Origin of the sequence: Streptomyces sp. NBC_01390 (assembly GCF_045040105.1) — a bacterium.
Classification (GTDB): Bacteria; Actinomycetota; Actinomycetes; order Streptomycetales; family Streptomycetaceae; genus Streptomyces.
Genome location: NZ_CP109551.1, coordinates 8,431,778 through 8,445,037 on the forward strand (window position 1 = coordinate 8,431,778; position 13,260 = coordinate 8,445,037).

Here is a 13,260-nt window from a genome sequence, read left to right on the forward strand (position 1 = left end):
GGCTGGAGGTGCGGGCCTGCGCTGTAAGGTGCGGCCTCGCTCTGGAGGGGTGCGGCCTGGGCTGTAGATGCGGTGGGAGCGGGTGGGTGGGAAGGAAGCTGGGGCGGTGGGGCCTCGGCCTCGGGCGTCGGACGGGCTGGGGGTGTCGGCGGCCCCTAGGTGTGGGTGAAGTGCAACAGGGTGTGTGTCACAGTGCCTCCTCGTTCCCCCGGTCCCACTCGCCCCCTATCGTCAAGGTCATGTTCGCTGCCTACGCCGCCCGCATCGACCCCGACCACCCGCTCGACGGGCTGGAGTTGGGCGACCGACCAGCCCCCGAGGCGCGTCCGGGGTGGGCGACGGTCGACGTCAGGGCCGCCTCGCTCAACCATCACGATCTCTGGTCCCTGCGCGGAGTCGGACTCCCCGAGGACCGCCTGCCGATGATCCTCGGCTGTGACGCCGCCGGCGTCGACGCGGACGGCAACGAGGTCGTCCTGCACTCCGTCATCGGCCAGACCGGCCACGGCGTCGGCCCCAGGGAACCCCGTTCCATCCTCACCGAGCGATACCAGGGCACCTTCGCCGAGCAGGTCGCCGTACCGGCGTGGAACGTCCTGCCCAAGCCCAAGGAGCTCTCGTTCGCGGAGGCCGCCTGCCTGCCGACGGCCTGGCTCACGGCGTACCGCATGCTCTTCACCAACGCGGGCGTACGCCCCGGCGACTCGGTGCTCGTGCAGGGTGCCGGTGGCGGTGTCGCGACGGCCGCGATCGTGCTCGGCAAGGCGGCGGGGCTGCGTGTCTTCGCGACCAGTCGGGACGAGGCGAAGCGGAAGCGGGCGCTGGAGCTGGGCGCCGTGGAGGCGGTGGAGTCCGGGGCGCGGCTGCCGCAGCGCGTGGACGCCGTGATCGAGACGGTCGGGGCGGCCACCTGGTCGCACTCGGTCAAGTCGCTGCGGCCCGGCGGCACCCTCGTCATCTCCGGCGCCACCAGCGGCGACCGCCCCTCGCACGCCGAACTGACCCGCATCTTCTTCCTCGAACTCAAGGTCGTCGGCTCGACGATGGGCACGAAGGACGAACTGGAGGACCTGCTGTCCTTCTGCGCCACCACCGGTGTACGCCCCGTCATCGACGAGGTGCTCCCGCTGGACCGGGCCCGTGAGGGCTTCGAACGCCTTGAATCGGGCGACCAGTTCGGCAAGATCGTCCTCACCACGTCCTGATCACCGGCATGTGCTGACCTCCGTTCGGCTGCGGCGGGCCCGGGTTTCCGGGCCCGCCGTTCGCGTGTTCTCGACACCCGGAGGTGTCAATCAGGGTTGACAGGTCCAGTGGTGTCAATCTAAGTTGACAACATGACCGAAGCAACAGATCTCGCCGAGCGCGCGGGTGACCGTGACCCGCGGATCGGACTGCGGGCCGTCTCCGCGCTGCGGAAGCTGGTCGAGCAGTTGGAGTCCGTGCAGGTGCGCAGTGCGCGCAACCAGGGCTGGTCGTGGCAGGAGATCGCCGCGGAACTCGGTGTCAGCAGGCAGGCCGTCCACAAGAAACACGGGAGGCAGTGATGTTCGAACGGTTCACGAGCGATGCGCGTGCTGTGGTGCAGGGTGCCGTCGAGCACTCCGCGCGTGCCGGCAGCCGGTCCGTCGACGCCGAGCACCTGCTGCTCGCGCTGCTCGACGGGGAAGCCACCAGGGCCTCCTTCGCGCTGGCCTCGCTCGGACTCGCCGACCGCAAGGAGTCGGTGAAGGCCGCCCTGGCCGACGCCAGGCGCCGCGCCGGACTTTCCCAGGCCGAGGCGGATGCCCTCGCCGCGCTCGGAATCGACGTGTCCGACATCGTCTCCCGCGTCGAGGAGGTGCACGGCGTCGGCGCGATGTCGGGCGACCCTCGGGGCAGGGGGCGGCTGTCGGCGGGGCGTCGGCCCTTCGGCCGGGATGCCAAGGAGGTGCTGGAGAGGTGCCTGCGCATCGCTGTGGCCCGCCGGGACCGCCGGATCGGCGACGAGCACATCCTCCTCGCCCTGGCGGCCCGCCCGGGTGTGCCGTCAGAAGTCCTCGCCGATCAGGGAGTCACGTACGGCGGTCTGAGCCGTGTCCTGTACGGCGAGGGTGAGGGCGAGGGCGAGGCCAAGGCGAGCTGAGAGGGGCGGGTCGGGGCGGTGCGGTGCGGGACCCTTGTCCCGCGCGTCAGGGACGCGCCCTCCAGCACGCCCTTCCTCATGGCTTCGGTGTCCGCAGTGCCGCCTCCACCAGTGCTGCCGCCGCGGACAGGTGGCTGCGGATCTCGTGGACCTGGGGTTCCGTGACGCCGTGGTCGCGGGCCGTGTCACGGATGTCGTCGCGGAAGCGGTCGAGGAGGCGGTCCAGGTCCCGGGACGGGCTGCCGGTGGAGTCCTCGTGGGCCCAGGTCGGCGGTTCGTAGTCGGCCGGGAAGTCCGGGGGAGTGTGCGAGTACTCCGGGTGCTCCCGTCCCGGTGCTGTGGGGGCCTTGGGAGGCGTGGTGCCGCCCGTGCGGGGGAAGCCGAAGTCCTTGCCCAGGCCCTGCCCGATGTCCTTGCCGAGGTTCTTGCCGAAGTCCTTTCCGAACTCGCCGAACTCCTTGGCCAGTTCGGTCAGGCCCTCCCGGACGCCTGTCGGCCAGTCGCCCCTTGTGAAGTGGTCCTGGACCTGCTCCTGGACGCGCCTGGCGATGCGCTGGACCTCCTCCTGGGCCTGGGCGCGGGCGTGTTCCTGGGCCTCCTTGGCCTGGCGCCTGGCCCGCTGGGCCTCCTCGCGGGCCCGGCGGCTCTCGTCCTTCGCGCGCCGGGCCTGCTCCTTCCACTCCTGCTTGGCTCGCCGCATCTCCTCCTTCGCGGCGCGCCACGCCTCCTTGTCGCCGACGTCCGCGGAGTCCCCGAACGGGGCGCCCTGTGCGGCTCCGGGGCCTCTGCGGGCCTCGCCGGCCGCCGCGCGCACCTCCCGGCGCAGATCGCCCGCCGCGCCCCGGACGTCGGCCCGGATCTCGGCGGCGAGTTCGGCCACCGACTCGCGGATCTCCAGTTCCAGGTCGGCCAGTTCACCGCTGCGGTCGGCCAGCTCGGCGCGGCCCGCGTCCGTGATCGCGTACACCTTTCGGCCGCCCTCGGTGGTGTGCGTGACCAGGCCCTCGGTCTCCAGCTTGGCCAGGCGCGGGTACACGGTGCCCGCCGACGGCGCGTACAGCCCCTGGAAGCGTTCCTCCAGGAGGCGGATCACCTCGTAGCCGTGGCGGGGAGCCTCGTCCAGCAGCTTCAGCAGGTAGAGACGCAGGCGGCCGTGGGCGAAGACGGGAGGCATGTCAGAGCACCTTCTTGTTCGTGGGTCCGGAATCGTCTCCCGGGGCGGACGGGTTGTCGGCGGCCGGGGTCGGTTCGGCCGGCTCGTCCTCCCCCTGGGGGCGGCGGAGCAGGGCGATGGAGCCGGAGACCGTCGTCGCCCGCAGCTTGCCGGTGCCCGCGCCCAGGCGGCCGGTGACACGGTGGGCGCCCCACTGGCCGTGGACGCGGAGGCCGTCGAAGGCGTTCGAGATCTTGCCGCTCGCCGTGTTCGCCTCCACGTCGGCGTCCGCCGGATGCGGGAGCCGGATGGCGATCTCGCCCGAGACGTTCGTCAGCTGCACGTCCGTCGGTCCCTCCGGGTCGAGGTCGACGATCATGGAGCCGCTCACCGACTCCGCGCGCACGGAGGGTCCGGAGCCCTCGACGACGGTGAGGTCGCCGGAGACGGAGTTGAACCGCAGGTCGCCCGTGACCGCCTGGGCCTCCAGGTTGCCCGAGACCGTGTCGGCGCGGACCGGGCCGGACAGGCCGACGAGTGTCGTGTCGCCGGTGACGCCCTTGACCACTGTCGGCCCGTCGACCCCCGAGACCACCGCGCCGGCGCCGACCACGCCCACCTCGACACGGGTGTGGGCCGGGACGGCCAGGGAGACCACCGCGCTGCGGCGCCAGCCCTTGCGGTCCAGCCACTTGAGGAGGCCCTTCCAGGGCAGGTCCTCGTACGCCACTGTCAGGACGCCGTTCTCCTGGGTCACCACCAGGGGTGGGCCCTCGATCTCGGAGACCTCCAGGCGGGCGGAACTCTCCTCGGTGCCCACGACGTTCACCGTTCCGTTGACGATGCGTACGTGCAGGCCTGTGACCGGTTCGTCGAAGGTGAGCTTGCCGGGCTCTTTGACGGACCACTCGGACGTTGTGGACATGATGCGGACCCCCTGGGTGAACGGACATGCTGCGAGAGCAGGGAAGGCGGCATGACGCAACGCGCCATATCGCGTCTTCTGCTATTCACGATATATCGCGCTCACGGGAAGTCAAGACACTCGTTCGGGGGATCCGGGACCGCCGTCGTGCGGGGCCTACTCGTCGTCCTCGTCGTCCAGCCGTGCCAGCCAGGTCGCCAGGCGCTCCACCGGTACCTCGAAGTCGGGATTGAGGTCGACGAAGGTCCGCAGCTGCTCGGCGAGCCACTCGAAGGTGACCTCCTCCTCGCCGCGCCGCTTCTCCAGTTCTTCGATGCCTCGGTCGGTGAAGTACACGGATGTTCTCCTGGGGACTGCTGGGGCTGGTGGTGGGGATTCGTGATCGGGGCCGGGGCCACCGGTCGTACCTCTCAAGGTTATGCGGAGCCGCCCGTACGGCACATGACGAAGGCCCGGCACCGAATTCCGGGGCCGGGCCTTCGTCATGTGCTGTCAGGCGTGTTCAGAGGCTCACGCCTCGAACACCTCGCGCACCAGCTGCTCCTGCTCCGCCTGGTGACGCTTCGCCGAACCCACCGCGGGGGACGAGCCCGCCGGGCGCGAGATGCGCCGCAGCCGCTCGCCGTGCGGGATGTCCGCGCCGACCGCCAGGTCCAGGTGGTCGATCAGGTTGAGGGCGATGAAGGGCCACGCGCCCTGGTTCGCCGGCTCCTCCTGCGCCCACAGGTACTTCTCGGCGTTCGGGTACTTGGCGATCTCCGCCTGGAGTTCCGCACCCGGGAGCGGGTAGAGGCGCTCGATGCGGATGATCGCCGTGTCCGTGGTGCCGCGCTTGTTCCGCTCGGCCTCAAGGTCGTAGTACAGCTTGCCGGCGCAGAAGACGACCTTGCGGACGTCGGCCGCGGCGACGGACTCGTCACCGATGACCGGGCGGAAGGCGCCCGAGGTGAACTCCTCCGCCTTCGACGCCGCCGCCTTGAGGCGCAGCATCGACTTCGGGGTGAAGACCACCAGCGGCTTGTGGTGCGGGTTGTGCACCTGCCACCGCAGAAGGTGGAAGTAGTTCGACGGGAGCGTCGGCTGAGCGACCGTCATGTTGTTCTGGGCGCACAGCTGGAGGAACCGCTCGATGCGCGCGGACGAGTGGTCCGGGCCCTGGCCCTCGTAGCCGTGGGGGAGGAGCAGGGTGACGCCGGACGTCTGGCCCCACTTCTGTTCCGCCGCCGAGATGTACTCGTCCACCACCGTCTGCGCGCCGTTGACGAAGTCGCCGAACTGCGCCTCCCACATCACCAGGGACTCGGGACGGGCCAGCGAGTAGCCGTACTCGAAGCCCATGACCGCGTACTCGGAGAGCAGCGAGTCGTAGACGTTGTAGCGGGCCTGGTCGTCCGAGAGGTACTGGAGCGGGGTGTAGTCGCCACCGGTGACCCGGTCGATCAGCACCGCGTGGCGCTGGCCGAACGTGCCCCGTCGGGAGTCCTGGCCGGAGAGGCGGACAGGGGTGCCCTCGAGGAGCAGCGAGCCGATGGCGAGGGTCTCGCCCATGCCCCAGTCGATCGTGCCGTCCTCGATCATCGCCGCGCGGCGCTGCAGCTGCGGCAGCAGTCGCGGGTGGACGGTGACGTTGTCGGGGATGTTGACCTGGGACTCGGCGATGCGCTTGACGACCTCCTGGGAGATCGCGGTCTGCACGGCCACCGGGAACTCGGCCTGCGGGTCCGGGACATGGGCCTCGGGAGCCTGCGAGACGGCCTCGCGGACCTCCGTGAAGACCTTCTCCAGCTGGCCCTGGAAGTCCTGCAGCGCCTGCTCGGCCTCTTCCAGGGTGATGTCACCGCGACCGATGAGGGACTCGGTGTAGAGCTTGCGCACCGAGCGCTTCTTGTCGATCAGGTCGTACATCAGGGGCTGCGTGAACGCCGGGTTGTCCGACTCGTTGTGACCGCGGCGGCGGTAGCAGATGAGGTCGATGACGACGTCCTTGTTGAACGCCTGGCGGAACTCGAAGGCCAGCCGAGCGACGCGGACGACGGCCTCGGGGTCGTCGCCGTTCACGTGGAAGATCGGCGCCTCGATCATGCGGGCCACGTCGGTGGCGTACATGGAGGAGCGCGACGACTCCGGGGCGGCGGTGAAGCCGACCTGGTTGTTGATGACGATGTGGACCGTGCCGCCGGTGCGGTAGCCCCGCAGCTGCGACATGTTGAGGGTCTCGGCCACCACGCCCTGGCCCGCGAAGGCCGCGTCACCGTGCAGGGCGACAGGCAGGACCGTGAAGTCCGTACCGCCCTTGTTGATGATGTCCTGCTTGGCGCGGGCGATGCCCTCGATGACCGGGTCGACCGTCTCCAGGTGGGACGGGTTGGCGGCCAGCGAGACGTTGATCTGCTCGCCGTCCAGGCCCGTGAACACGCCCTGGGCGCCCAGGTGGTACTTCACGTCGCCGGAGCCGTGCATCGACTTCGGGTCGAGGTTGCCCTCGAACTCCCTGAAGATCTGGGCGTACGACTTGCCGACGATGTTCGCCAGGACGTTCAGCCGGCCGCGGTGGGCCATGCCGATGACGACCTCGTCGAGGCGCGACTCGGCCGCGCTGTCGATGACCGCGTCGAGCAGCGGGATGACGGACTCGCCGCCCTCCAGGGAGAAGCGCTTCTGGCCGACGTACTTCGTCTGCAGGAAGGTCTCGAAGGCCTCCGCCGCGTTCAGGCGGCGCAGGATGCGCAGCTGCTCCTCGCGCTCCGGGTTGGAGTGCGGGCGCTCGATGCGGTCCTGGATCCACTTGCGCTGCTTCGGGTCCTGGATGTGCATGAACTCGACGCCGGTGGTGCGGCAGTACGAGTCGCGCAGCACGCCGAGGATGTCGCGCAGCTTCATCAGGGACTTGCCCGCGAAGCCGCCGACCGCGAACTCGCGCTCCAGGTCCCAGAGGGTGAGCCCGTGCTCGGTGATGTCCAGGTCGGGGTGCTTGCGCTGGCGGTACTCCAGCGGGTCGGTGTCGGCCATGACGTGGCCGCGGACCCGGTAGGAGTGGATCAGCTCGAAGACGCGGGCGGCCTTGGTGACGTCGTCGTCGTGGCTGGCGTCGATGTCCTTGAGCCAGCGGACCGGCTCGTAGGGGATGCGCAGAGCCTCGAAGATCTCGTCGTAGAAGCCGTTCTCCCCGAGGAGGGAGTTCGCGACGACACGCAGGAACTCGCCCGACGCCGCGCCCTGGATGACCCGGTGGTCGTAGGTCGACGTGAGCGTCATGACCTTGGCGATGCCGAGCTTGTTCAGGGTGTCCTGGGACGTGCCCTGGAACTCCGCCGGGTAGTCCATGGAACCGACGCCCATGATGACCGACTGACCGGGCATCAGACGCGGGACCGAGTGAACGGTGCCGAGGCCGCCGGGGTTGGTCAGGGAGACCGTGACGCCGGTGAAGTCGTCCATCGTCAGCTTGCCGTCGCGGGCGCGGCGGACGATGTCCTCGTAGGCCTGCCAGAACTCGAAGAAGTTCAGCGTCTCGGCCTTCTTGATGCCGGCCACGACGAGCTGACGGTCGCCGTTGGGCTTCACCAGGTCGATGGCCAGGCCGAAGTTGACGTGCGCCGGCTTGACGAGGGTCGGCTTGCCGTCCTTCTCCGCGAAGGAGTAGTTCATCGACGGCATGACCTTGATGGCCTGCACCATCGCGTAGCCGATGAGGTGGGTGAAGGAGATCTTCCCGCCCCGGGCGCGCTTCAGATGGTTGTTGATGACGATGCGGTTGTCGAAGAGCAGCTTCACCGGGACCGCGCGCACGGACGTGGCCGTGGGCACCTCGATCGAGGCGTTCATGTTCTTCGCCACGGCCGCGGACGGGCCGCGTAGCGTCACGAACTCCGGGCCGTCCGCGGCCTGGGGCGCGGGAGCCGTCTGCGCCGGCTTGGCGGCGGCCGGTGCGGGCGCCGCCGCGGCGGCTGCCGGAGCGGCCGCTGCGGGCCTGGGAGCGGCCGCAGGGGCCGGTGCGGGCACCGTCGGGGCCACGGGAGCCGCGGGGGCGGCCTGGGGGGTCCGGGTGGTCTCTGCGGCCCCCGCGGCCGCAGTACCCGCCGTAGCCGTGGGGACGGCGGCCGCCCCGGGCTTGTAGTCGGCGAAGAAGTCCCACCAGGCACGGTCTACGGAATTCGGGTCCTGGAGGTACTGCTGATAGATCTCGTCGACGAGCCACTCGTTGGGTCCGAACGCAGCCGCAGGGTTACCTGAGGCTGCGTCGGTCGAGATGCTCGATGAGTTACTGGGGGACTGTGGCGACACGGCGGCAACCGCCCTCTTCCGCTTCACATGGTGGCTTCACAAGGTGATGGACAGCGGGAATCAAGGCTACGCCCCTGTGGCCGAAAGGTCAGTCCGGGCCCGTTCAACGTCGCGTAAGTCACATCGAGAATGGGGTTTCGGGGGGTGAAATGGCGGGAAACAAGCGGGGTTCCGGTCCGAAAGGGACACCTGGGGGAAACGCAAATTGTCGCCCTGGCGCACGAAATGCGCGGGCCTGTGAGCAATCACACGTGTCCACGCGCGTCCCTCAGCGGGGATGTCAGGTGGATCTTGCGGCTCCGCTTCGAACTTTACGTCAACTTGGGACGGATGACTCTCCCGGAAGGGTGACCAGAATCCGGCAACCTCGCTCGGATTCGGCCACACCGATCCGGCCGCCGTGCAGATCGACCGCCCAGCGGGCGATCGCCAGCCCCAGTCCCGTACCGCCGTCGCTGCCCGGCCCGTGCGGTGAGCTGACGCCACCGCGGTTGAACCGCTCGAAGACCCGGTGCCACTCCGAACGCGGGATGCCGGGGCCCTCGTCCAGGATCTCCAGCTCCAGCGACTCGGTCAGCGTCCCGCGCCGCGCCTTCACCGTGACCCGGCCGTGCGGGGGGCTGTGCTTGACCGCGTTGTCGATCAGGTTGGCGACGACCTGGTGGAGACGCTCCGGGTCGGCGTGCGCGACCAGTTCGGGCGGGGTGACGTCGAGGTGCAGATGGACGTCGTTACGGGTGTGACCGCCGGAGCCGGACGCGATGCCCGCGCGCGTGGAGGCCAGCATGTTGGCCTCCTTGAGCACGCCGGAGAGATACGGCCAGACCTCGAACCGCCGCTTGCGCAGCGGTACGACCCCGTTGTCGAGCCGGGAGAGGTCCAGCAGGGTCTCCACCAGCCGGCCGAGGCGCTCGGTCTGTTTGAGCGCGGTGCGCATGGTCTCCGGATCGGCGGCCGAGACCCCGTCCACGACGTTCTCCAGCACCGCGCGCAGACCCGCGATGGGGGTGCGCAGCTCGTGCGAGACGTTCGCCACCAGCTCCTTGCGCTGACGGTCCTGGGCCTCCAGCTCGTCCGCCATGACGTTGATCGTCTGGGCCAGATCGCCCAGTTCGTCCCAGCGGTTCTCGCGCACCCGGCGCGTGTAGTCGCCCTGCGAGATGGAGCGGGCCACCGCGTTCATGTCGTCCAGTGGCGCTGTGAGCGAATGCGCCACGAACTGCGTTATCAACAGTGTGGCGATCATCGAGAAGACCGTGATGAAGCGGAGCTCCGTCTTGGTGTGCACCGCGATCATCGACAGACCTGTGGTGATCAGCACCGAGACGACGACCAGTGCGCCCAGCTTGGTCTTGATCGAGAACGGGCGTACGCCGCCCCAGGGTTCCCCGGGGCTCCTCCGTGCGGCCGGCCGCCCCAGGTTCATGGCGTCGGTGTCTCCAGCGCGTAGCCGACCCCGTGCACCGTACGGATCCGCTCGGCGCCGATCTTCCGGCGCAGCGCCTTGATGTGGCTGTCGACGGTCCGGGTGCCGGAGGCGTCCGCCCAGTCCCAGACCTCGGCGAGCAGCTGCTCGCGCGAGAGGACGGCGCGGGGCGTGTTGGCGAGACAGACGAGCAGGTCGAACTCGGTGGGCGTGAGATGCACGTCCTCGGAGCGCACCCGCACCCGCCGCTGCGCGTGGTCGATCTCCAGCTCGCCGAGGCGCAGGATGCCGGAGCGCGGCGTCGACGCGGCGATGGCGGCCCGCTCGACCCGGCGCAGCAGCACATGCACCCGCGCGGCCAGTTCACGCATGGAGAAGGGTTTCGTCATGTAGTCGTCGGCGCCGACCCCGAGCCCGACCAGCATGTCGGTCTCGTCGTCGCGCGCGGTGAGCATCAGGACGGGCACGGCCCGCTGGGCCTGCACCCGCCTGCATACTTCGAGCCCGTCGAAGCCGGGCAGCATGATGTCGAGGATCAGCAGATCGGGCTGCCAGGCCTCGGCGGTGTCGACGGCGGCCGGGCCGTCGCCGGCGGTCTGCACGAGAAATCCCTCGGCGCGCAGACGGGCCGCGATGGCGTCGACGATCGTCGGATCGTCCTCGACCACTAGTACCCGGCGCTGGGCGCCAGGAGTCGCCGTCGCGCCGTTCTGGGAGGTGTGTGTCTGCTCCATCGCCCGTCCCTGAAGTGTGCTTTCCGGAACCAGTGGGGTGGTTCCTTGGCTGCGCTTGTCCGCGCATGACTGCGATTGACGCACGACTGATCGGATGAGTGATCGGCGTCAGGGGTGCAGCGTACGGGCAGTCACCGCGAAGGGTCTATCCAGGCCAGGTGGCGAGGTGGACGACGTCGGGGACTCCTCGGGCAACGGGGATCTCTTCGGTGCGTACTGCCCGGAACCCGGCATTCCGTAGAGTTTGCTCAAATTCCCGGGAGGGCTGCGCGGACCACACCGCTAGCACCCCGTCCGGCCTCAACACCCTTGCGCAGCTTGCCAGTCCGGCCTGCGAATACAGGCTCTGGTTGTCCTCCGTCACGGTCCAGTCGGGGCCGTTGTCGATGTCGAGACACAGGGCGTCGAATGTGGCGGAGGTCTCATTGACGTAGCTCACCAGGTCAGCTGCGACGACCTCGGTGCGCGGATCGGAGAGGGCGCGGGCCGAAAGCTCCGACAGCGGCCCGTCGCGATGCCATCCAATGATCGCCGGCTCGCGTTCGACGACGGTGATGCCGCCCCAGCGGGCGTCGGCCGCGGCGTGCGCGAGCGAGAACCCGACGCCGAGACCGCCGATGAGGACGTGCGGGAAAGCGGCCCGGGAGCCGGGGGTGAGCGCGTCGAGGGCGGCGTCGACCAGCAGGCGCTCGGACCGGCCGTCCGAAGTGTCCATCAGGAAGCACCCGTTGGCGATGATCTGCAGTAACTCTCCGTGCCGCCGCAGCACGACTTCGCCGTACGGCCCCTCCTGCCGGTCGAGGACTTCGGGGGCGCCGTAGGAAGCGGTCGAGAGGGTCATGGAGACATCTTGGCGCAGGGCAGCCCGGATGAGCTCGGCCTTTATGTGTCCTGTCGGCTTGCTGTGAATCGGCCGTGGCGTGGCGCGGGTCACAGACAACCGCGAGGGTGGAGGCGAAGGGTGGGGTGAAGCGGAAGGAGCGCCTCACTGTGGAACGGGTCGACGCGAAGGGCGACGTGCCGTCGGGTTCACCGGCGCCCTCGGGCACGCCTGTCGCGGAGGGCGTGCGGCTGCTGGACGGGATGCCGAGGCAGCGAGGGCCGGCGGAAGCCGTGTCCGCGCGGACGTCGGTTTCGGAGGCCGCTGTCCCCAGGAGGCGGGTTTTCCGCCCCTGGCACCTTCTCCCCACGCCCACGGGCACTCCGTTCACCTTCACGTACGCGGCTGTCCTGCTGGTCACGGCATATGTGGCCGAACACGCGGACCCCGCCCTCGTGCACGCCCTCCATCAGGGCACCAGCACGGATGTCGCCCACCTGCTGCGGACGCCCGTGCTCGTGCTGGTCGCCAGCGCGCTGTGGGTCGTGGGAGGCGTGACCTCGCCGTACGGCATCCTCTTCCTCCTTGTTCTTACGGCGCTGGAGCGGCGGATCGGCGGCCTGCGTACCGCCTGGGTGTTCGCGCTCGGGCATGTGTTGGCCACTCTCGCGACCGAGGTGCCGGTGGGGCTCGGGGTGCTGGTGGGGTGGCTGCCCGAGAGTTCGCTGCATCGGCTCGACTACGGGATCAGCTTCGGGGTCGCGGCGAGTGTGGGGGCGTTGGCGGGGTTGCTGAGGCCCTGGCTGGGATGGCCGCTGCTGGGGGTGCTCGGCGGGACGCTGGTGCAGGACCTCGTCGCCTACGCCGATCCCATGACCAACTGGGGACATGTGACGGCGCTGGCCATCGGGATCGCCACCTGGCCCTGGGTGCGTCGATGGCGGAGGCCCCTCTGAGGCTCTAGGGCCTGTCGACGGCCGCTCCCAGGAACGTCGCGCTCGTCAGGGGCGCCTCCACCTGCCAGCCCAGCGACTCGTACAGTGCCCGGCCCTCCGGTGTTCCAGCCAGTACGCCTCTCTCCGCGCCCTGTGCGGACGCTTCCCGTACGAGCGTTCGCATCACGAAGACGCCGAGGCCCCGGCGGCGGTGTGCGGGGGAGGTCTCCACCTGGTCGACGACCGCCGTCCGGCCCGTGGGGGCGATCTGGCCGCGGGCCGCCCAGGAGCCGTCGGCCCCCGCGAGCATCACGCGCGTGACGCCGCCGCGCGTCCAGGTGCGGACCCGGTAGCCGTCGGGGGCGGTCGGCGCCTCCGAGGCGGTCAGTGGGACGGACATCAGGTAGCCCGGCTCCGGGGCGACCGACCAGCCTTCGCCGAGCCAGCCGCCGACTGTCGCCGGGTCGTCGAACACCTTGAGCCACACGCCCGCCCCGGTCACGGCGTCGGCCACCTTCCGGACGGTCCGTTCCTCGACGCCGTCGTTCACCGCGCCCAGGACATGCCGGGTGACGGCTCGGGAGGTGCCCACGTCGATGGTGTATCCCCAGGGCTCGACCAGCGGCGGCGCCGCCCCGCGTGAGACCACCCAGCCGTCGACCCAGGCCTGCACGGTTCCGTCCACCCGAACTCCTTGTGTAATGGCTGATATGCGATAGAGAGTGTTACGTGGGTGACTTTACGCGGGCGTTCGGCCCCCGCGGCAGAGGTGATCGCTCACGGCGAACACGCCCCGGGGAACATTCGGCGGCCGTCAAGCATTGAGTCGGCATAGCTCAACTTGAGTGCCGAAGGGGA

12 protein-coding genes are annotated in these 13,260 nt (G+C 69.8%); 4 read left to right on the top strand and 8 right to left on the bottom strand.

Annotation, left to right across the window (positions count from 1 at the left end):
* Positions 1-239: 239 nt before the first annotated feature.
* The 3 genes from OG241_RS38100 to OG241_RS38110 all read left to right on the top strand — a co-directional run bounded on the left by OG241_RS38100 (position 240) and on the right by OG241_RS38110 (position 2,125).
* Positions 240-1,205 carry a zinc-binding dehydrogenase gene (locus tag OG241_RS38100; protein ID WP_405822067.1) on the top strand — a complete coding sequence of 322 codons (966 nt, stop codon included), beginning with the start codon at positions 240-242 and terminating at the stop codon, positions 1,203-1,205.
* 132 nt (positions 1,206-1,337) lie between these two features.
* Entirely contained in the window at positions 1,338-1,547 is a 210-nt protein-coding gene (locus OG241_RS38105; protein WP_044474098.1) for a helix-turn-helix domain-containing protein, read from the top strand.
* Positions 1,547-2,125: a Clp protease N-terminal domain-containing protein gene (locus OG241_RS38110; RefSeq protein ID WP_405822069.1), complete on the top strand. Its 579-nt coding sequence runs from the start codon at positions 1,547-1,549 to the stop codon at positions 2,123-2,125. Before OG241_RS38105 ends, OG241_RS38110 begins: the two co-directional genes overlap by 1 nt.
* Before the next feature lie 76 nt (positions 2,126-2,201).
* Here the strand turns inward: OG241_RS38110 and OG241_RS38115 are convergent, their stop codons facing one another.
* The 7 genes from OG241_RS38115 to OG241_RS38145 form a co-directional block, all read right to left on the bottom strand.
* A complete protein-coding gene (locus tag OG241_RS38115) occupies positions 2,202-3,299 on the bottom strand; it encodes a helix-turn-helix transcriptional regulator (protein ID WP_405822071.1) in 1,098 nt (365 codons plus the stop codon).
* Between the two features lies 1 nt (position 3,300).
* Positions 3,301-4,203, bottom strand: a complete 903-nt coding sequence (locus OG241_RS38120; RefSeq protein WP_405822073.1) for a DUF4097 family beta strand repeat-containing protein — start codon at positions 4,201-4,203, stop codon at positions 3,301-3,303.
* Positions 4,204-4,359: 156 nt separating this feature from the next.
* Positions 4,360-4,539 (bottom strand): DUF6104 family protein, encoded by a 180-nt coding sequence (locus OG241_RS38125; RefSeq protein WP_003992906.1) that lies wholly within the window; start codon positions 4,537-4,539, stop codon positions 4,360-4,362.
* A 174-nt stretch (positions 4,540-4,713) separates the two neighbouring features.
* Entirely contained in the window at positions 4,714-8,487 is a 3,774-nt protein-coding gene (locus OG241_RS38130; RefSeq protein ID WP_405822075.1) for a multifunctional oxoglutarate decarboxylase/oxoglutarate dehydrogenase thiamine pyrophosphate-binding subunit/dihydrolipoyllysine-residue succinyltransferase subunit, read from the bottom strand.
* A gap of 316 nt (positions 8,488-8,803) precedes the next feature.
* The gene (locus OG241_RS38135) at positions 8,804-9,913 is read right to left on the bottom strand and encodes an ATP-binding protein (protein ID WP_405822077.1); all 1,110 of its coding nucleotides are present in this window, start codon (positions 9,911-9,913) and stop codon (positions 8,804-8,806) included.
* The gene (locus tag OG241_RS38140; RefSeq protein WP_006383578.1) at positions 9,910-10,647 is read right to left on the bottom strand and encodes a response regulator transcription factor; all 738 of its coding nucleotides are present in this window, start codon (positions 10,645-10,647) and stop codon (positions 9,910-9,912) included. Before OG241_RS38140 ends, OG241_RS38135 begins: the two co-directional genes overlap by 4 nt.
* Positions 10,648-10,792: 145 nt before the next feature.
* Positions 10,793-11,488: a spermidine synthase gene (locus tag OG241_RS38145; RefSeq protein ID WP_405822080.1), complete on the bottom strand. Its 696-nt coding sequence runs from the start codon at positions 11,486-11,488 to the stop codon at positions 10,793-10,795.
* A 149-nt stretch (positions 11,489-11,637) separates the two neighbouring features.
* Between OG241_RS38145 and OG241_RS38150 the strand changes: the two genes are divergently transcribed.
* A complete protein-coding gene (locus tag OG241_RS38150; protein ID WP_405822082.1) occupies positions 11,638-12,423 on the top strand; it encodes a rhomboid-like protein in 786 nt (261 codons plus the stop codon).
* A gap of 4 nt (positions 12,424-12,427) precedes the next feature.
* On the opposite strand, the gene OG241_RS38155 is transcribed toward OG241_RS38150, so the two are convergent.
* Positions 12,428-13,087, bottom strand: coding sequence for a GNAT family N-acetyltransferase (locus tag OG241_RS38155; RefSeq protein WP_405822084.1), 660 nt, complete (start codon positions 13,085-13,087; stop codon positions 12,428-12,430).
* Positions 13,088-13,260 lie beyond the last annotated feature (173 nt).

Coding starts and splice junctions, on each gene's coding strand:
- OG241_RS38145 (WP_405822080.1), bottom strand. CDS start 11,488: ATGACCCTCTCGACCGCTTCCTACGGCGCCCCCGAAGTCCTCGACCGG.
- OG241_RS38135 (WP_405822077.1), bottom strand. CDS start 9,913: ATGAACCTGGGGCGGCCGGCCGCACGGAGGAGCCCCGGGGAACCCTGG.
- OG241_RS38115 (WP_405822071.1), bottom strand. CDS start 3,299: ATGCCTCCCGTCTTCGCCCACGGCCGCCTGCGTCTCTACCTGCTGAAG.
- OG241_RS38100 (WP_405822067.1), top strand. CDS start 240: ATGTTCGCTGCCTACGCCGCCCGCATCGACCCCGACCACCCGCTCGAC.
- OG241_RS38110 (WP_405822069.1), top strand. CDS start 1,547: ATGTTCGAACGGTTCACGAGCGATGCGCGTGCTGTGGTGCAGGGTGCC.
- OG241_RS38120 (WP_405822073.1), bottom strand. CDS start 4,203: ATGTCCACAACGTCCGAGTGGTCCGTCAAAGAGCCCGGCAAGCTCACC.
- OG241_RS38140 (WP_006383578.1), bottom strand. CDS start 10,647: ATGGAGCAGACACACACCTCCCAGAACGGCGCGACGGCGACTCCTGGC.
- OG241_RS38105 (WP_044474098.1), top strand. CDS start 1,338: ATGACCGAAGCAACAGATCTCGCCGAGCGCGCGGGTGACCGTGACCCG.